The sequence below is a fragment of the Pseudomonas sp. ACN8 genome, assembly GCF_002303925.1.
In the GTDB taxonomy this organism is placed as follows: domain Bacteria; phylum Pseudomonadota; class Gammaproteobacteria; order Pseudomonadales; family Pseudomonadaceae; genus Aquipseudomonas.
Window position 1 is genome coordinate 1 of the sequence record NZ_MRCS01000064.1, and the last position, 19,213, is coordinate 19,213.

Annotated in this window: 13 protein-coding genes; 6 read left to right on the forward strand and 7 right to left on the reverse strand. The window is 58.9% G+C overall.

Annotated elements, in window-relative coordinates:
* The 6 genes from BSF44_RS26470 to BSF44_RS26495 all read left to right on the forward strand — a co-directional run.
* A partial coding sequence (locus BSF44_RS26470) for a DUF1214 domain-containing protein (protein WP_141250096.1) occupies nt 1-221 on the forward strand: 221 nt, incomplete at its 5' end.
* 150 nt (nt 222-371) lie between these two features.
* Nucleotides 372-1,046, forward strand: coding sequence for a DUF3313 domain-containing protein (locus tag BSF44_RS26475; protein WP_095945992.1), 675 nt, complete (start codon nt 372-374; stop codon nt 1,044-1,046).
* A 244-nt stretch (nt 1,047-1,290) separates the two neighbouring features.
* Nucleotides 1,291-2,679, forward strand: coding sequence for a DUF1254 domain-containing protein (locus BSF44_RS26480; RefSeq protein WP_256589164.1), 1,389 nt, complete (start codon nt 1,291-1,293; stop codon nt 2,677-2,679).
* Between the two features lie 265 nt (nt 2,680-2,944).
* Nucleotides 2,945-3,421, forward strand: coding sequence for a 2,4'-dihydroxyacetophenone dioxygenase family protein (locus BSF44_RS26485; RefSeq protein WP_095945994.1), 477 nt, complete (start codon nt 2,945-2,947; stop codon nt 3,419-3,421).
* 79 nt (nt 3,422-3,500) lie between these two features.
* A complete protein-coding gene (locus BSF44_RS26490; protein ID WP_095945995.1) occupies nt 3,501-5,864 on the forward strand; it encodes an arylsulfatase in 2,364 nt (787 codons plus the stop codon).
* Nucleotides 5,865-5,922: 58 nt separating this feature from the next.
* Nucleotides 5,923-7,191 carry an anaerobic sulfatase maturase gene (locus tag BSF44_RS26495; RefSeq protein WP_095945996.1) on the forward strand — a complete coding sequence of 423 codons (1,269 nt, stop codon included), beginning with the start codon at nt 5,923-5,925 and terminating at the stop codon, nt 7,189-7,191.
* Between the two features lie 14 nt (nt 7,192-7,205).
* On the opposite strand, the gene BSF44_RS26500 is transcribed toward BSF44_RS26495, so the two are convergent.
* From BSF44_RS26500 to BSF44_RS26530, 7 genes are all read right to left on the reverse strand, one after another.
* Nucleotides 7,206-9,641, reverse strand: a complete 2,436-nt coding sequence (locus BSF44_RS26500) for an RND family transporter (protein ID WP_095945997.1) — start codon at nt 9,639-9,641, stop codon at nt 7,206-7,208.
* Nucleotides 9,642-9,678: 37 nt separating this feature from the next.
* Nucleotides 9,679-10,743 (reverse strand): YCF48-related protein, encoded by a 1,065-nt coding sequence (locus tag BSF44_RS26505; RefSeq protein ID WP_095945998.1) that lies wholly within the window; start codon nt 10,741-10,743, stop codon nt 9,679-9,681.
* A 77-nt stretch (nt 10,744-10,820) separates the two neighbouring features.
* Entirely contained in the window at nt 10,821-12,182 is a 1,362-nt protein-coding gene (locus tag BSF44_RS26510) for a DUF1329 domain-containing protein (RefSeq protein ID WP_095945999.1), read from the reverse strand.
* A gap of 33 nt (nt 12,183-12,215) precedes the next feature.
* Entirely contained in the window at nt 12,216-14,045 is a 1,830-nt protein-coding gene (locus BSF44_RS26515) for a DUF1302 domain-containing protein (RefSeq protein WP_095946000.1), read from the reverse strand.
* A gap of 68 nt (nt 14,046-14,113) precedes the next feature.
* Nucleotides 14,114-15,277, reverse strand: a complete 1,164-nt coding sequence (locus BSF44_RS26520; RefSeq protein WP_095946001.1) for an acetyl-CoA acetyltransferase — start codon at nt 15,275-15,277, stop codon at nt 14,114-14,116.
* Between the two features lie 162 nt (nt 15,278-15,439).
* The gene (locus BSF44_RS26525; protein ID WP_095946002.1) at nt 15,440-18,106 is read right to left on the reverse strand and encodes a LuxR C-terminal-related transcriptional regulator; all 2,667 of its coding nucleotides are present in this window, start codon (nt 18,104-18,106) and stop codon (nt 15,440-15,442) included.
* Nucleotides 18,107-18,288: 182 nt separating this feature from the next.
* The gene (locus BSF44_RS26530; protein ID WP_095946003.1) at nt 18,289-19,143 is read right to left on the reverse strand and encodes a helix-turn-helix domain-containing protein; all 855 of its coding nucleotides are present in this window, start codon (nt 19,141-19,143) and stop codon (nt 18,289-18,291) included.
* Between the last annotated feature and the right edge of the window lie 70 nt (nt 19,144-19,213).

The window sequence follows — 19,213 nt, forward strand, 5'->3', positions numbered from 1 at the left end:
CGCCGATGCTGTCGGCGATGAAGAAGAACGCGGATGGCTCACTGACCCTGTACATCCAGAAAGATTCGCCGGGCAAGGCCAAGGAAGCCAACTGGTTGCCGGCGCCTGACGACACGGTCTATCTGGTGATGCGCCTCTACTGGCCGAAGACCACGGCACCTTCGATTCTTCCCGCAGGCAGCGGCAGCTGGCAGCCGCCGGCAGTGGTGGCATCGAAGTAACGCGAACTTGCGGCTGCTTGCAGTTGGCAAGCAGTCGTTCGATTGCTCAGGCAGAGATCCAGCGGGCTTATTGCCGAAAGGGCTGAGGCCACAGGGTCTGGCCTTGAATAACAGACATTCAGGAACACATCCCTCAAGGAGTACCGTTACATGAACTTCTCGCACAAATGGATAACGGGTGCCGCACTGAGCAGCTTGTTATTGACCGGTTGCGTATCGAAAGTTACCGAGCAACAACAGTACTCCGGCTTTCTGAAGAGTTATGGCGGCCTGCAGGAAACCACCTCGCCAAGTGGCGTGGAAGTGCTGCGCTGGGTGGCGCCAGGATTCAAGCCTGCGGATTATTCCACGGTGGTCTTCGAGCGTTTGGAACTGTATCCGGCGCCCAAGCCGGATGAACGCGTGGACCTGAAAACATTACAGGAACTGCAGGCCTACACCACTGAAAGCGCCAGGCAGGCATTGTCCCAAAACTACCTGGTCGTTCCAGACTCCAGAGATGTTCGCAAAGGCGAGCGAGCGCTGATCCTGCAGGCGGCAATCACTGGCGTGACAGCCACCAATGAAGGCATGAAATGGTACGAAGTGGTGCCGGTCGCGGCAGTCATAGGTGCAACTCAGGCCGCCACGGGGCATCGCGACCAGAATACCGAACTGTATATCGAGGCGGACTTGATCGACGCCAAAACTGGCGCACCGGTCGCAAAAGCCGTGCGTAAAGTGTTTGGCGAGAACCTGAAGAACGCCAGCCAGAAAATCACCGCGAATGACTTCAAAGCGGCCATCAAGGGAATGACCAGCGACATGCAGACGTTACTCAAGTAATCGTCACAGCAGCGGTAAAGTTTTACGACTCCTCGTGCCTGGGCTCGACAAGACCTGGTTACGGGGATCACGTAAAACAAAGACTTACAGCAAGACAAGGAGCGTTATGAGATATCAAGTCGTGAGCAAACGCGACATTGAATCTCGCCTGATTAGCAGCTAGCAGACCGACTCAATCATCTAACACGAAAAATGGAGTTTCAGGTTCATGATAACCACACTACCGAGAACATTTGGCTGTGCGATGGTATTGCTCGCGTCCTTGGGATTTACGCACGCCCAGGCAGCGGACATCACTCCCGCCGAGACGAAAGCCATCGCCGAGGAAGGCTACATCTACGGTCTGCCCATCGTGATGAACTACGCGACCCTGTATGAATATGCCGTGGACAAAAGCTCCAGCCAGTACAAGGCGCCGTTCAACCACATTTACAACATGCACAAAGTCTTTAGCTACAAGGACACGGCCATCGTCTCGCCGAACAGCGACACGCCGTATTCCTTGATGTTCATGGACCTGCGCAGCGAGCCGGTCGTGCTCTCGGTACCGACGGTGGAGAAACCGCGGTATTACTCGGTGCAGTTGATCGATAACAACACCAACAACTTCGGTTACATCGGCAGCCGTACCACCGGCAGCGAAGCCGGCGATTACCTGGTGGTCGGCCCAGACTGGAAGGGCGCGACCCCGCCAGGCATCAAGAAGGTGTTTCATTCCCAAACACAACTACTCTTCGCTATCTTTCGCACCCAGCTCTTCAATCCGGCGGACATGCCAAACGTCGAAAAGATCCAGTCCGGTTATGCGGCCCAGCCGTTATCGGCTTATCTCAAGCAGCCCACGCCGCCTGCCGCGCCGGCGATCGACTTTCCGAAGTTCGACAAGGCCCTGGCCAAGACCGACTTCTTCAAGTACCTGGGCTTTGCCTTGCAGTTTGCCCCGGCAACCCCGGATGAAGTGGCGATCCGCGCGAAGCTGGCCCGTATGGGCATTGGCGCCGGCAAGGACTTCAACTTCCAGGCGCTCTCCGCCGAGCAAAAGGCCGCTGTGGTCGAGGGCATGCAGGCTGGGCATGCGAAGGTCCAGGATGCGGTCAATCATCTCGGCACGCAGGTCAATGGCTGGAACATCGTGAGTTCCGGCGGTGATGCCGCGTTCTACAACGGTGATTGGCTAAAGCGCGCCGCCATCGCACAAGCGGGCATCTACGCCAACGACGCCGAAGAGGCCACGTATCCGATGGCCAAGATCCTGTCCGATGGTACGCCGCTTGACGGCAGCAAACACAACTACACCCTCACCTTTCCCGCTGGACAGCTCCCGCCGGTAAACGCCTTCTGGTCGGTGACGATGTACGACGGCAAGAGCCAACTGCTGATCAAGAATCCGGTCAATCGCTACCTCATCAACTCGCCGATGCTACCTGACATGAAGAAAAATGCAGACGGCTCGCTGACGCTCTACATCCAGAAGGACTCGCCCGGCGCGGACAAGGAAAGCAACTGGCTGCCCGCCCCGAATGATCTGATCTACATGGTGATGCGCCTGTATTGGCCAAAGACCGAAAACCCTTCCGTCCTGCCTCCTGGCAAAGGCACCTGGAGTCCGCCCGCGATCGTCAAAATCAATTGAGCACCTGACGACCGGTTGCAGCGGACGGCGCGGGCGTGCCGCCGCTGGACCGGGGCGTCGGCTGTGATTAGCCAAAGGCCTGCGGTGGCCGCAAACCGTAGATATTGTTGTTTGGGCGTTATTTGCACGGCACTGCGCATGCCGCGATTCAACGCCATTGGATGGATCCCCCTCCTCAGGAGGGGGGCGGTGTGAGCACGGTCTGTTCACGATGCTCTTAATGCATCGCGCAGTTCCTTCCACCGTCCAATAGAGAACAACAAGCATGTTTTATGAAAACATCGACACCTCCTCCATCAACGACGAGGACCTGCCGTGGGTTCCGTTCGCACCTTACAGCGATGAAATCTTCATCAAATACATCAAGTGCGACCCGGTTCGCGGGGAAACCATCACCCTGCTCAAGGCCCCGGCCGGGTCTTCTCTGCCCAAGCACTATCACTCCGGTACGGTCATCGTTTACACCGTCAAGGGTGGCTGGAAATACCTGGAGCACGACTGGATCTCGACACAGGGCGGTGTGGTGTTCGAAACCGCAGGTTCCAGCCACACGCCGATCGTGCTGACTGAATATGGCGATGAACTGATCACCTTGAACATCACCCAGGGCGATCTGCTGTATTACGACGATAACAACAACGTCGTGGCCGTCGAGAACTGGAAATCCAGCGTGGATCGTTACCTGGCGTTCTGCAAAGCCAATGATATCGAGCCCAAAGACATCACCAGCTTTGCGGTCTGACCAGCCCTCCAACCTCCCGGCCGTCCGGTGTTCGACCGGGCGGCTGCGCCGTAGTAATGAATAAAAAACGGAGACACCCATGTCCCAGAAGCTGCAACCCGCCGGACGTTTCACCCTGAAACTCTGCGCACTGTTGGCCAGCTCGGTCGCATCCGCACAAGACTCACTGCCCTTCCCGCCGACTCCTTCGGCCAGTGACGCCAAACCGACGCTGCAAGAATCGAAGCACCAGAAACGTCAGCATCAATCCCGCCTTCCTGCCGAGGCTCCCAATATTCTGGTGATCATGCTCGATGACGCCGGCTTCGCGCAGTCCGACACCGTCGGCGGCGCAGTCCATACGCCGACCCTGAGTCGAGTCGCCGACAGCGGTGTGCGCTACAACGCTTTTCATACCGCTGCCATCAGCTCCGCAACGCGTGCCGCATTGCTCACCGGACGCAACCATCACCGAGTTGGCAACGGCGTCATCGCAGAGCTGGCCACTGACTGGGATGGCTACACCGGCAAGATCCCCAAAAGCTCGGCGACCATGGCCGAGGTGCTCAAGCAATATGGCTACAGCACCGCCGCGTTCGGCAAATGGCATAACACGCCCCCCCTGGACACCACAGCGGCCGGTCCTTTCGATACATGGCCGACGGCCTACGGTTTTGAACATTTCTACGGTTTCCTGGCCGGCGAAACCTCTCAGTACGAACCGCGTCTGTACCGCGACACAACGCCAATCGAACCGGCGCGAGATCCGCAATATCACCTCAGCGAAGATCTCGCCAATCAGGCCGTAAACTGGCTGCAAGACCATCAGACCTACGCGCCGGAAAAACCATTTTTCATGTATTGGACACCGGGTGCCGTACATGGCCCGCACCAGGTGAATGCACAGTGGGCCGATAAATACAAAGGCAAGTTCGACGGTGGTTGGGACGCCTATCGTGAGCAGACATTCGCTCGCCAGAAAGCGCTGGGCTTTATCCCGCAGGACGCTGTCCTCACCCCACGCCCGGCGGAACTCCCAGCCTGGGACAGCTTGTCGTCCGAACAGAAACAGTATCAGGCACGGTTGATGGAGGTGTATGCCGGCTTCCTGGAACATGCCGACACGCAGGCCGGCAAGATCCTCGACGAACTGGAGCGTGAAGGTCAGCGCGACAACACGCTGATCTTTTATGTCTTCAGCGACAACGGCGCTTCTTCCGAGGGGATGGAGGGGACGATCAATGAGTTGCTGGCCCAGAACGGGATTCCAGTCCCCAAAGAGCAGCAGTTGAAAGTCCTCGACGAGATGTATGGCGGCTTGTCCGCGCTCGGCGGTCCTAAACTTGAAAGCATGTACAACGCCGCGTGGGCCTGGGCAGGTTCAGGGCCATTCGCAGGCACTAAACTGGTCGCCGGCTACTTCGGCGGTACGCGCACGCCGCTGGCCGTTTCCTGGCCGAAACAGATCAAGGCCGACGCCAGGGTTCGCGCGCAATTCCACCACGTCAACGACATTGCCCCGACGGTCTACGACGTACTGTCGATCACGCCACCCAAAGAGGTCAACGGTATCGCTCAGGACCCAATGGATGGCATCAGTCTGCGCTACACCTTCAACGACGCTCAGGTGAGGTCGAAAAAGCCGGCGCAATACTTCGAAGTCCTGGGCAGTCGTGGCATTTACAAGGATGGCTGGATGGCCTCGGTTTTTGGCCCGCGTAAACCCTGGGTGCAAGGTTTTGCGCAGTTCATGGGCTGGAATCCGGCGAATGATCAATGGTCGCTCTACAACCTGCAAGACGACTACTCCCAGGCCAAGGATGTAGCCGCAGGTCATCCGGAAAAACTTGCGGAGCTGAAGGCGGAGTTTGAATTACAGGCCAAGGCTAACCATGTCTTTCCGATTGGTGCCGGTCTCTACCCCTTCCTCGATCCGACTGCACGAATCTCCAGCAGCCAACACGAATGGCACTTCAGTGATCGCGTCCAGCGCTTTCCGGAATTTGCGGCCCCCAACCTGCGCAATCAGAACAGCAAAGTTGTCGTCGACGCCGACGTTCCAGCTAACGCCACCGGCGTGCTGTATGCCTTGGGCGGTATCGGTGGCGGGGTCAGCCTGTACATGGACGACGGTTTCCTGATCTACGAGTACAACGCGCTGGCTATCTCTCGCGTCAAACTGCGTTCGGCCGAACGAGTACCCGCCGGCAAAGTCAGTATCGAAGTGCTGACGACCCTGTCGTCAGCCAAGCCCGGAGCGCCGGCCAATCTGAGCTTGCGACTTGACGGGCAGGAAGCCGCCAAAGGGGTGACGCCGTTTACTCCGGCACTGACGTTCACCGCCAGCGAAACCTTCGACGTCGCTCAAGACCTCGGTTCCCCCGTCACCCTGGACTATTTCGAGCGTGCACCCTTCGCGTTCAATGGCAAGGTCAAGGATGTACACGTGACGTATTTGCCTTGACCCTCAATGCCGCCCCGATAACCGGGCGGCAGATTGATGACTCCCGGACCCTGCCCCCATGCCTACCCACGAAACCCCGCCCCAGGGCTTGCATCTCATGGCCAAACCCGTCGGGCCGATCTGCAACCTCGATTGTAGTTATTGTTTCTACCTCGAAAAAGAACAGCTTTACCCGCCCAGGGAACGCTTCAGCATGACCGACGAGGTGCTGCGTCTGTATGTGCAGCGCTACATCGAGGCCCAGCCCACGCCTGAAGTCGAATTTACCTGGCAAGGCGGCGAACCGACGTTGCTGGGGTTGGATTTTTTCCAGCGCGCGGTCCTGTATCAACGCCAGTTCGCGGGCAACAAAGTCATTCGCAACACGTTGCAGACCAATGGCACGTTACTCAGTGACGACTGGTGCGCATTCCTCGCCCGTGAACGCTTCATGGTGGGGATCAGCCTCGACGGCCCTCGATTCGTCCACGACCTCTATCGCCCCGACAAGCGCGGGCACTCCAGTTTCGATGACGTGATGCACGGCCTGGAACTGCTCAAGCAGCATGGCGTCGACTTCAATGTGTTGGTGACCGTGGCGCGTGATGTCGCCAGATATCCCTTGGAAATCTATCGATTCCTCAAGTCTGAAGGCGTTCGTCATATTCAGTTCAACCCCGTGGTAGAACGCGAGCCCAGCGCCTCACAGGTCAGTCAGGGTCTGCATTTCGCTATCCCGCCGGAGTTGCGCTTGCACGTGGTACCGGAGCCGGCGATGGTGACGGAGCAAACGGTTGCCCCCCAGGCCTATGGCGATTTTCTCATCACGATTTTTGACGAGTGGGTACGCCAGGATGTCGGGGAGGTTCATGTCATGAACTTCGAATGGGCACTGGCCTCATGGTGTCAGCTGCCGGCCTCGGTGTGCCTGTTCAGCCCGCGCTGCGGCAAAGCGGCAATCGTGGAGCACGACGGCAACGTGTACTCCTGCGATCACTACATGTATCCCGAGTATTTGCTGGGCAACCTGAAGACCGATGACCCTGCCGAACTACTCGCCTCTGCTGCGCAACAAGCCTTTGGCGCCGCCAAGGAAGAGACACTGCCGACGTATTGCCAGCAGTGCGATTACCGCTTCGCCTGCCATGGCGAATGTCCGAAAAACCGCTTCATGAATGCGCCCGACGGCGAGCCGGGCCTGAACTACCTGTGCCCGAGCTACAAGAAATACTTCCGTCACCTGACGCCCTACATGAACGCCATGGCCCAACTGGTCAGCCACCGGCAACCCGTGGCGTTGATCATGCAGGCCTTCGCCGGCCCGCTGATCGTGCCCCTGGATAAATAACCTTTCAGGGTTGATCAAGGCGCACGACGGAGCAGGAAATGCGACAGCGCCGGGATCAGCACCAAGGCGCCGACCATGTTCCAGATGAACATGAAGGTCAGCAGGATGCCCATGTCGGCCTGGAACTTGATCGGCGACCACGCCCAGGTGATCACGCCCGCCGCCAGGGTGATGCCGACCAGCGCCACCACTTTGCCGGTGAAGGCCACGGAGTTTTTGTAGGCTTCGGTCAACGACAGGCCGGCACGCTGCTGAGCCAACTGAACGCTGAGCAGGTACAGCGCGTAATCGACACCGATGCCGACACCCAAGGCAATCACCGGCAAGGTCGCGACCTTCACGCCCATGCCCAGCCAGACCATCAACGCCTCGCAGAGAATCGACGTCAGCATCAACGGCACGACCGCCACCACCACCGCCCGCCAGCTGCGGAAGGTGATGAAGCACAGCACGATCACCGCGCCATACACGTAGAACAACATGGTGCGATTGGCCTCGCGCACGACGATATTGGTCGCCGCTTCGATCCCGGCACTACCGGCGGCGAGCATGAACTGGCGATCGTCGTTGCTGTGTTCACGGGCGAATTGATCGGCCACTTTCACCACGTGATCGAGGGTTTCAGCCTTGTGGTCGGAGAGATAGGCGATCACCGGCATCATCGAACAGTCACTGTCGAACAGTTCCGGGTTGTTCACCGAGGCCTGTTGCGCGCCGTAGTTCAGCACGTTCTGGTTGCGCGCGACGGTCAGCATTTTCGGGTTGCCTTCATAGGAACCCGCCGTGATCTGGCGCACCGCGTTGACCAGCGACACGGTCGTCTGCACGCCCGGTTGCTGTTGCAGCAGCCAGCCGAGACGATCGGCTTCCACCAGGGTTTCGTACTTCAGGCAACCTTCGCTGGCGGTTTTGACCATGACCGCAAACTGGTCGCTGGACAGCGAATAGTTGGCCGTGATGTAGGCGTTGTCACGGTTGTAACGTGAGTCGGCGCGCAGTTCGGGTGCGCCCGGATCGAGATCACCAATCTTCAACTGGGTGCTGACCATGAAGCCACCTACCGCCAGCAACCCGGCCACCACCACCGCCACCGTCGCCCAGCGACGCTCGGTAAAGCGATCAAGCAGGCTCCACACATTGCCCAGCCCTTTGCCTTTCAGTTCCTGACTTTCCTGACGCAAGCTGCGCGCCGCCGCCTTGGGACTGACACCCCAATAAGACAGCAGCACTGGCAGCAACACCAGGTTGGTAAAGATCAAGACCGCCACACCAATGCTCGCGGTGACGGCCAGGTCCTGGATCACCGGAATGTCGATCAGCATCAGTACCGCAAAACCCACGGCATCGGCCAGCAATGCGGTCAGTCCGGCCAGGAACAGGCGGCGGAAGGTATAACGCGCGGCGACCAACTGGTGGGTGCCGCGTCCGACGTCCTGCATGATCCCGTTCATTTTCTGCGCACCGTGGGACACGCCGATGGCGAACACCAGAAACGGCACCAGAATCGAAAACGGGTCGAGTGCATAACCGAACAAGGTGATCAGGCCCAGTTGCCAGACCACCGCAACCACCGAGCATAGAATCACCAGCGCGGTGCTGCGCACGCAACGGGTGAAGGCATAGATGATCGCGGTGGCGATCAGCGCCGCGGCACCGAAGTACATCATGATCAGCAGCAGACCATCGATCAGGTCGCCCACCAGTTTGGCGAAACCGATGACGCGGATCTTGATCGGGCCCTTGCCCTCTTCGCCCGCCTTGTGTTTCGCGCTGCTGTCGGCAAACTCGAACTTGTCACGCAGTTGTTCTTCGAGCGTGCGCGAAAAGCGGTGATAGTCGATGGCGGCGCCCGTGACCGGATCCTTCTCCAGCAGCGGCACCACAATCATGCTCGATTTGAAGTTGTTGCCGACCAGGCTGCCAATGATGCCGGAGCGGGCAATGTTCAAGCGCAGTTGCTCGACCCCACTGGCTGACCCGTCGTAGGAGTCCGGCATGACCGGGCCACCACGGAAGCCCTCCTCCGTGACCTCGGTCCAGCGCACGGCAGGCGTCCACAATGACTTTATCCAGGCCCGGTCCACGCCCGGGGTCAGGAACAAGGTGTCATTGACCTGCTTGAGCACCTCCAGGTATTTCGGGTCGTAGATGTCGCCGTCGGTGTTTTCCACCACCACTCGAACCGTATTGCCCAGCCCGCGTAACGACTGGCGATTCTCAAGGTAGTTTTTGATGTACGGCTGACTCTGCGGAATCATCTTTTCGAAGCTGGCATTGAGCGCCAGCCCAGTGGCCGCGAAATAGCTCAGCACTACCGTCACGATCAGACAGGTCAGCACCACCAGCAGGCGATGGTTGAAAATCAGGCGTTCAAGGACATTGCCGGAGCGTGCATCGAAGCCCTTCAGCTCTCGGATCACCGGCATCGTATCGAGGTTGTAGTTACCCATGAAGTGGCTCGTCTCTTTTTATTATGTGGGGGTGGGCTCATTCGAAAGGCAACTGGCGCAAGCCCCGTGCGCCTGCGACCACCACGACGCCTGATGCGATGGCCTGCGCCGCAGCGGCAGGCCCCAGGCGGTCTTGTGGCTTTAGCGTGAAACTGGCGCCGTCGTCGGTGCTGACAAGCACATGCCCGGCCTGGCTGACCAGGATGATTCGGCCGTCGGCGGTGATCGTGCTCGCGGTGATGCTCGAGGACAGACCCAGCTCAACCTTGTCCCAGTTCACGCCGTGATCGACGCTGCGATAAACATTGCCCCGCAGGCCATAAACGAGCACCGAGCCCGGCTTGCCGGTAATGCCGAAATAGCTGCCGCCATAGGGCGTCGGGAGGTTGATGAAGCGTTGTGTTGCCGGGTCCAGTCTCAATACCAGGCCTTGCTCGCCGACAATGAACAGGTCATCGCCGATGGCACGCATCCCGTAGAAATTCAGCGCCCCCGGATTGTCGGTGCGATCCATCAATGGAACCCAGCTGCGGCCGCCGTCTTCGGTGCGGAAAATCAGATTGAACGCGCCGACGATATAGCCGGTTTTATCATTGGCGAACCAAACGTCCAGAAAAGGTTTGTCAGCCCCTTCATCGACCATTCGTTGAGCCTCGGCCAACAACGCATCATTGGGCTGTTGCCCTTCCTGCCTCTGAAAATGTTCGAGCATAATCTGCCCCACCTGACGGCCATCGAGCTGACGCTTCCAGGTTTCACCCCTGTTGTCGCTGTGCAACACAATGCCGTCGTGCCCGACCGCCCACCCCTGCGTCGGGCTCGGAAACTGCACGGCCACCAGATCGGAACTCACCGGCACTTCTGCCTGGTGCCAGCGGCCGCCGTTATCATCGGAATAAAAAATATGGCCGCGTTGGCCCACGGCGACCAGACGCTGACCTGCACGGGTCAATCCGGTGAACATCCCGCTGATCGCCTTGTCACTCTGAATCGCGGGGCTCGACAGCACGTCGACAAAATCGGCGGCGACGACGGCTCTGGTGAATGGGGCAGCCAACGCCACAATTAGCGCAGTGAGCGCAATCCATCTAAATGTATTCATGAGATCTACTCGGCAAAAAAAGCCGCCAAACAGTGCGGTACACACTGTCGACGACAAAAAAACACCTGCGTCATGGCTCAGCGAATACCCGTGCCGGCCAATGACTCAGGCGCCCATTGCGCTTTCGAAAGCGGGTCGATGTACTTGACGCCGCCGTACGGCCCGTAGACGCCGGTGATGTTGTAGCTGCCAGAGACCAGGTCATAAATCATGTGGTTATCGGAGTTCGGCGCCTGCACGTCATAGCTGTATGCCAAGTGGGCAAAGGATCCGCGGTACAGCTTGCCGCTGGCGTCATATTCATCCGAAGCCAGTGCGATCCAGCTGTCTTCGTCGAGGTAGAAGGTGCGCTTGCTGTAGATGTGGCGTTTGCCCGGTTTCAGCGTGGCTTCGACCACCCACACGCGGTGCAACTCCCAGCGCATCAGGTCCGGATTGACGTGATGCGGCGTGGTGATATCCGCAGCGATCTTGTGATAGTTCAGCTTGTAGGTGTTGTAAGGAACGATCATTTCCTTCTTGCCGACGAGCTTGAAGTCGTAACGGTCCAGTGCACCGTTGAATACCCAGGCATCGTCATAGGTCGAAGCACCGGCCGAGCCAGGGTTTGGCGTGTCGTAGGCGATATCCGGGGCGAGTTTCACGCGGCGCTGACCTGGCAGGTATTGCCAGCCACGACGCTCCATTTTCAGAGGGTTGACGGCATCCTGCACCAGGATGGCTTCGCCTGCGCGACGGGCCGGGGCCTGGTAATAGAGTTTGGTCTTGAAGAACAGATCCGTCTCTTTCGCCGGTTCCGTACGCTTCGGATCGTACAGCGGGTACTCCAGATAGCCATTACCGGTCGTGGCCAGAATAGCCCGGCCGGAACTGTCGACGTTCCAGGAGTCATACTTGATATTGGTGGCATACCCCTGATAACGCAGCAGGTGGTTCCACATGGCCTCGTAGCCATCTTTCGGGATCGGGAACGGAACGCCCGGCAACGCGTTTTCCAGTGCTACCCCGCCGTCGAGTGTTTTGGTGCCGACGGCATTTTTTGCGGTGTTATCCAGCAACCGTTGCGGCAGAGCAACGCTGCGATGGGTGGGAAACACATCGACCCGGAACGTCGGGTAACGCTTGAGCAGTTCTTGCGTGGTCGCGGTCAGTTTGTCGGTGTATTGGCTGAGGTTTTTGCCATCGACGACGACGCGTGGCTTATCAGCCTCGTAAGGGTCCGGACGGAACGAACTGCCCGGTTGAAAACTGGCCGGCGCCGTGGTGAGACCGCCGGTGTAGGACGGAATGGTGTTGTCGGCATTGCCGGCCTTTTCAGCGCCGACGCCTGTCAGGCTGTTGCCGAGTCTGGCCGCTTCATCGGGGGCCACGGCTGCGTGTGCCGCACCCGCGATGGCAACGGTCAATGCAGTGAACAAAAGCGTGTTGACGAATTTCATGGAGTGACTCCTGCTATCAAGCGAATACTTCGATCAAATGGTCGTTTTGAAGGTAAAAGTGACCATGCCCCGATCCTTGAGCTGAGGTTGAGTACCGCCGAAAGCAGTGGTCTGCCCCGGTACGCAGTTGTATTGGCCGTTGGCCCCTGGTGCAGCGCCCTCGCCCTGTGTACCTGCACCACCGGCTGAGCCGCAGGTGTCGAACGGACCAAAGTTGTCCACGTACTTCAGGTCGAACCGGTACTGGTTGTGCACGTCCATGCCAACGCCCACCGAGTAGCTGCCGGAGTCCTTGTTACCCCCGAGCTGAACCGACGAGTTGCCCGCAAGGCCGACGCTGTAGTTGGCCGGCAGGTACATATCGATGCCGGGGAACACCTGATACCAGGTCGGATTGAAGTTGACGCCCAGGACGTAATTGTCCTTGGTGACCTTGTCGACACCGCGATACCAGTCTTCGCCTTTGAACAACTGCTTGTTCTCGGTGACGTCCAGCCAGCGGCTGTAGGCGAGTTCAACCAGTAAGGTCGAGCTGTCCCAGACCGGAGTCGCACCGAACGTGGTCAAGCCGTTGAGCACCGCGTGCACGGTGTTGCCTCGGGCCACGCCGTTGTCACCATCGAAGCTGCTGATGAAGCCAGGCAAACCGGCAGCACCGGCTGCCGGATTGACCGTTGCCGGCACGCTGGCCAGCGGCATGTTGTGGCGATAGTTCAGGTCGAGACCGACGCTGACACCTTCGATGCTTTTCGACAGGCTGATGCCGTAGATATCGATGTCATCGACATAGAACTGGTTGTAGCTGCCGGCATTGCCGGAAATCAGTTGCGCAGGGCCGACCGCCGTTGGCTGCAATACCAGGTTAGGCAGAATGTCGGAGGTTTTGCGGTAGTAGAAACCCAGCGTACCCTGCAGCCATTCCGGGCTCCACTTGGCCATCAGGCCGAAGTCACCTTGATTGTCCGGGGTAAACGTATGCCCGTTGCTCAGCCGCAGGAACTGGTTGGCACCCAGTGGGCCAGGTGTGCCGAACAGCGGGTTTCGGCCGCCGATCAACGACAGGTTGTGCCCGCCATTTTGAATGCCGTCGTTGAACCCCAGATAAGTGCCCGATTCCGGCAACCGCGCGGCGTCCCAGTCCAGGAAGTACTGCGCGGCGAGGGTCAGTTCCGGGTTGATCGTGAAGCTGGTGGACAACTGATTTCGCGGAATGAACAGTTCTTTGGCTTCTGTTCCCGGGACCGCCAGCGACTTGGAAATATCCAGGCCGGACTGGCCATAACTGTTGCCATGGGCAAAGGCGAGGATGCTTTCGCCCCAGTAAACGGTGTGCTTGCCGAGCTTGCCGCTGAGCAGTGACTCATCGCCGACTTCCGTGCTGCCAAACACGAAAGCATCAAGGATTTCCGAAGAAGGACCGTTGTAATACCGATCGGCGTAACCGCTTTGATGACGAGAGTCCGGCTTACCGTCGTTGAGCTGATTGGTCGAGGCGTTATCGCTGCCAATATCGTCGTAGGCGTGGTCGTACCAGGTGTTGGCGCTGACACGGAAACCGACTTTTTCTTTGTAAACCACGTCCAGTTCGGTCAGCACATCCAGTCGTTGAGAAACGGGACTGCCGGAGGAGAAATTGCGATCTCCGTCATTGTTGTTCCACGAATTGGCCAACTTGCTGTTGGGGGCTTCCACGCGCTGGGCGTAGTTGAACTTCAGGGTGTTGTCGAAGCGAACCGCAAAGTCTTCATTCCCCGTGTTGATCTCCACAGCCCCTACGGGCGCGATGCCCAGGCCGGTGAGAATGGCGGAGGCCAACAACCCTTTGCGAAGGTTTGCATGGCAGATCTTATTATTTTTGTTCATCTAGCTTGCCACCTGCTCTATGGTTTACGAAAAGTCATGGGTTGAATCACGGCGTAGTGAGCCTCCTCTCAGGTGCGCTGCAAAAGGGTGACCGACACTGCCCGGCCCAGGGCGGTGCTATGTTGTAAAGCCGTGCGGGCATCAGCAATTTGCCTGCCGTCGGCCATGCCGCGCAGTTGCCAGACCAACTCGACCAGTTGCGCCAACCCGGTGGCACCCGGGGCGTGACCACGTCCCAGCAAGCCACCCGATGGGCACACCGCATTCATCTGTCCTTTCAGGCAGTGTCCTTGCTGCACGAATCGATCGATCTCGTCCTCCCGGCAAAAGCCCAGCGCGGCGCTATTGATCATGAAGTCGCCGACGCTTTGGTCGTGCAGTTCAACCACGTCGATGTCTTCCGCCCCGAGGCCCGCCTGCTGATAGGCCAACTGTGCGACTCGCCGGGTGGTCGCCTGTCCGAGCACATCCAGCACGCAACCCGATTCCTGCTCTGAAGCGCTGTCACTGCCCCTGACACTGGCCAGCACGGTGACGTCCGTCCGAGCGCCGAAGCGCAGGGCGAAGGTCGGGGTACAGAGCAGGATGGCCGCCGCACCGCAAGCGGGCGGGCACAGATAAGGCGCGAGCCAGCCGTCGCGATCCGGCAGGCGGTTCAACACGGCGTAGGGATTGCGACCGGCCTGGACCCGTGCCCGTTCAAGCACTTGATCGAAGCTGCTTTGAGCAATGCCCATACGTGTCAATAACCAGCTGGTTTGGGCAGCGAACAACAGCGCCGGTTGTTGTCGACGCTCGATAAAGCCGATGGGGTTCTCACCTTGCCTGACCTTTGCCGACTCATCGCGAGCGAGATCTTTCAAACCGAAAAACTCACGATGGGAAATACCTGCCGGCATGCACTCGACACCCACCAACAGGACACATTCAGCCTGGCCGCACAGCAGGCTATTGCGGGCCAGCTGGAAAGCACTGCTGGCCGACGCACAGCCATCGCCGAGGCTGAAAATCGGCACGCCCGAGTAACCAATCTGCGACAACATTTGCTCGGCGATACCGGCTTGTGCGTGTACGCAGGAAGTAAACACCTGGTCGACCAGGTCATAGTCGATCCGCGCATCGGCCAGCGCCGCACGAATGGCTTGCCCCGCCAACGTCGCATGGCTGTCAGAGCCACCCAGCGGTAGAAACGGCACCATTGCTGCACCGGCGATCAGCACTCTTTCAGACATAAACCTGCTCCCACTCACCGATACGTTGGCGCTTTTGTGGGGTCAGACTATTGCGAAGTCGAAAAGCGCACCCCCCCATTGACTGGGGGGGCGATTGGACATCGGATGTGGGGGGCGATTGAAGGATGATCCGAACGGATCATCTCGGGTGGTGAGTTCGCATCAGCCCGCTGTCTCGAGAATTCCCAGCATGTAGGCACGCGCGACTACATGCTGTCTTGTGCCGGCCTGGAATTTTCCAAACAGGTTTTTCAGGTGCCACTTCACGGTTTCCTCGCCGACATTCAGCGCCAGGGCGATTTGCTTGTTGGACAGGTTGCGAGCCAACAGCTGCAACACCTCGCGCTCCTTGGGCGTCAGGAGACGACTCGGGGACACGCTCAATGGGCTGGATTCCGGTCGCGCAACAGGTGCGGGCGTAGAGGTCGCCGCGAGCAAATTGACGGTATCACGCTGGAGCGTCTGCTCCCATTTGATCAGGTCCGGATGGGTGTCCTGCACCACGCGCAACATACCGTTTTCTTGCGCGAGGCTGACAGCCTCCAGCAAATAGTCGGTGCCGCCCTGTCCGGTTGCCCGAAGTGCCAGTGCCCTGAGCAACTTGATCTGTACGATGTCTCGTCCACGACGCAGGTATTCGGCCGTTTCGCCAACCTTGTCCAGCACCGCCAGCATAGCCTCCCAATCACGTTGGGCCAGTAACGCGTAAGCGTTGGCTACCCCGGCCAGCAAGTCCAGCTCCGGCCCCAGCAACCCGGCTCGCTCACGGGCAATAACCGGCGTGAAACTGTCCAGCCGTCGCCATAATGCCTGACAGGTATCGCTGCGTCCCAGCAAGGCATGCAGGCGTATTTGCTCTCCCAGGGAGGCAATGCAGAATCGTGGAATATTTCGCTCTTCTCCAAGGGCGAATAACGCCTCGAGCAGATCCTGCCCTCGATGCCCCTGCCCCTGGATTGAAGCCAGTCGAGCGGCGGCGAGAAAACCCTGCACAATGGCATCGGGGGACGCCAATCGTTCAACGATATCCAGCCTGTTCGCCAGCACCGTAGCGGACGCCTGAATGTCCCCCTGCTCCAGCAACACCGTCGCCAGAGCGCTCGCCAGAATGACCGCCACCGGACTGCGCCGACCGATGTCCCGTTCGGCAAGCAACAGGCTGTCGTGCAACGCGGTGCGCGCCGACACCATTCGGCCCTCGTATAAATAAGCAAGACCGACCACCCACTCGCCATACCCGCGTATGGCATCAAGGCCAGGTCTACCCGCGTGAAGCGGTGCTCGCTGAAAAATTCGTCGGGCTTTCTCCGGCTGCCCCTGCAACAGCGTCAGCCGGGCGATCAGGTTCGCGACCAAGGCTTGCACCGTGGTTGAGAATGAAGGCAATCGATCGACCCAAGGCATGATGAGCTCATGGGATTGATCCGGATGGTCCGCAAAGAAGGCGGCTGCGGCGGCGATGGTGGCCGCTTCACAACGTGTCGCCTCGTCGGCGGACGGATGCTGTTCAATAGCCGCAATCAATTGCGCCGCTTCTGCCTGACGCGCTCCCATCGCTAACGTCCAGGCCGCCGCCAGGCAGATGCGCGGATGCGCCAACACGTCAGCGGGGCCAAGCTCCTCGACCCACTCCAGCACCCGGCTGAATTGCCCTTGCAACGCGACTTCGTACAGGCAGTTGCCGATCAACGTATAGGCCGGTTGGGGCATGCCGGCCAACAGATATTGCCGGGCGGCCTGCTCCAGGAAACCGTGTTGTTCCAGCCACACAGCGCCGCGCCGGTGATACCCCTGACGTTCCTCCAACGGCAAATCGGCAAAACGGCCGAGCAGAAATTCCCGCGCCAATGGATGGATGCGCACCCAGTCACTGTCGATACTTTCAACAAAGATCGGTGTCGAGGCACACAATTCCTTCAGCAATTCGCCCGAGCGCGCATTGCCCGTCAGCGCCTCGCATAACAAGGGCTGGACCATTTCCAACAAGGCAATGCCGGTCAGAAAGCGAACCTGCTCCTCCCGAAGATGTGCGACCAGACTGTCGACGAAATAACGCTGGATATCCCCCAGACAAGTCGACAACCCTTCGACTGCCGCACTCCGGTTCGGGCTCTTCTCCAGCGCCGAAATCGCTAATTGCAAGCCAAGCGGCCAGCCCTCGGTTATCTCGTACAGCCGAACGCAGAGGTCGGCATCGACCCTTGCACCGAAACGGTCATTGAGGATGGCGATCGCCTCTTCCACATTCAGTCGTAGAGCCGCTGTCATGATCGTCGTGAAAAACCCTCTTGCCGCGAGGTCCGTCACTTGCAGATTCAACCGTGTGCGAGAGGCCATGATGATGCGCAAATTGGCCGGCGCATTGTGCAACAGGTACGTCAGGGAGTAACGGATCGTAAGCTCGGGCAACGTATCCACTTCATCCAGAATCAATACGGTTTCGCTACCCAGATCAGCCACTTCCACCAACCACTGCGTCAGCCTTTCCTGTTCATCACGCCCCGGTCCTGCAATAGGCTCGAATGCACGGGCAAACGACGGCCGACCGCTGCCAATGGCCATGGCAGCTCCCAGCCCCTGGACAAAACGCGCACCATCATCCTGTGCATCCAGCGTCATCCAGGCCACCACGGCGCCTTGAGACAAACATTCACGGCGCCATTGGGTCAGCAGAAAGGTTTTGCCGAAGCCTCCCGGCGCTTGAACGGCGATCACCACTTTGTCTGTCAGTTCCTGGGTATGGATACCCAGGCGGTTTCGCATCCGTGCTGATTTCTGACTGCGCGGCGGTGTCGTTTTGAGGATCAGTTGGGGCTCTATGCAGTCCATTGTTTCAGACCTGAGTGGTTGAGAGACGCTTACCCAAGGAGCGTCTGAAGGTCCCTGGATACAGTTCCAAACGGTCGAACACTACCATGGAATAGTCCGAGGGCTTGAACCCCGGTGCAATCCAACACAAGCCGCTTGCGTACTTTCGGTGCAGTGACCTGCTCGCCACGCCAAAGCATCCGCTACCTTCCAGCCAGGGCTCTGTATTCGGCCGGCGTACTGGCGTGCGCAACCTTGAACGCAGCAGTCAGGTGGCTCTGCGAGCTGAAACCACACTCCAGTGCCACATGCAAAATAGGTAGATCGGTCTGCATGAGCAGATCACGTGCATGTTCCAGTCGTAGATTCATCACATAGCGATGGGGCGGCATACCCATGGCGCGCTGGAACAGCCGTCGGAAATGAGCCGGGCTGACACCCGTCTGGTCAGCCAGCGTGCTGATCGAGAGTTCCTGCCCAAGGTTCTCGCGAATGAAGACCAGCACTGTATGCAGGCGCGCCAGATGAATATGCGGCGGATAAATACCTCTGCTCGCGTCAACTCGCAGCGCACGATACACCTGCTCAAGCATGACCATGGCCAGTCTTGCCATGAACCCCTGATCAGCCCCTTTCCCAAGACTTAGCTCATCCATCAATTGCCGGGCCGCTGCGCTCACCAAACCATCACTGACGGGCAATGGTGCCTGCGCGCCAGCGCATAGCTCACGCAATTGCCCAAACACGCCATCAGTGCGCTCGGGCAGATAGAAAACCGCGAAATCAATGCTGCCGGAATAGTGCCATTGAGTGGCACAACCGGCAGGCAGCAGCATTGACAAGCGGGGCATCGATGTCGAGCGCAATTCGCCCCCGGCCCCCTCATCCGCCCGCGAGCCACCGAACTGGGTCAGCAGGGCCATGAAGTCAACGGGCGGGACGGATAGATCAGTCGTGTGCAGGAAATAGCGCTCCGCATACAAGGGGATGTCACTGCACACCAGGCCACCCAGCAAGGGTAATCCCAGTGTTTCATGGACCTGTTGTTGCGGATTCATGGGCATCTCGGGATGAGCATATTTTGACAAATATGACCGCTTTTCCGGTGAGTTGTCGATGCCGGGAAGA

Excerpts from the sequence above, each read along its gene's own strand:
- BSF44_RS26530 (WP_095946003.1), bottom strand. The coding sequence starts at position 19,143 with ATGAATCCGCAACAACAGGTCCATGAAACACTGGGATTACCCTTGCTG.
- BSF44_RS26475 (WP_095945992.1), top strand. The coding sequence starts at position 372 with ATGAACTTCTCGCACAAATGGATAACGGGTGCCGCACTGAGCAGCTTG.
- BSF44_RS26495 (WP_095945996.1), top strand. The coding sequence starts at position 5,923 with ATGCCTACCCACGAAACCCCGCCCCAGGGCTTGCATCTCATGGCCAAA.
- BSF44_RS26525 (WP_095946002.1), bottom strand. The coding sequence starts at position 18,106 with ATGGACTGCATAGAGCCCCAACTGATCCTCAAAACGACACCGCCGCGC.
- BSF44_RS26520 (WP_095946001.1), bottom strand. The coding sequence starts at position 15,277 with ATGTCTGAAAGAGTGCTGATCGCCGGTGCAGCAATGGTGCCGTTTCTA.
- BSF44_RS26480 (WP_256589164.1), top strand. The coding sequence starts at position 1,291 with ATGGTATTGCTCGCGTCCTTGGGATTTACGCACGCCCAGGCAGCGGAC.
- BSF44_RS26490 (WP_095945995.1), top strand. The coding sequence starts at position 3,501 with ATGTCCCAGAAGCTGCAACCCGCCGGACGTTTCACCCTGAAACTCTGC.
- BSF44_RS26485 (WP_095945994.1), top strand. The coding sequence starts at position 2,945 with ATGTTTTATGAAAACATCGACACCTCCTCCATCAACGACGAGGACCTG.
- BSF44_RS26505 (WP_095945998.1), bottom strand. The coding sequence starts at position 10,743 with ATGAATACATTTAGATGGATTGCGCTCACTGCGCTAATTGTGGCGTTG.
- BSF44_RS26500 (WP_095945997.1), bottom strand. The coding sequence starts at position 9,641 with ATGGGTAACTACAACCTCGATACGATGCCGGTGATCCGAGAGCTGAAG.
- BSF44_RS26510 (WP_095945999.1), bottom strand. The coding sequence starts at position 12,182 with ATGAAATTCGTCAACACGCTTTTGTTCACTGCATTGACCGTTGCCATC.
- BSF44_RS26515 (WP_095946000.1), bottom strand. The coding sequence starts at position 14,045 with ATGAACAAAAATAATAAGATCTGCCATGCAAACCTTCGCAAAGGGTTG.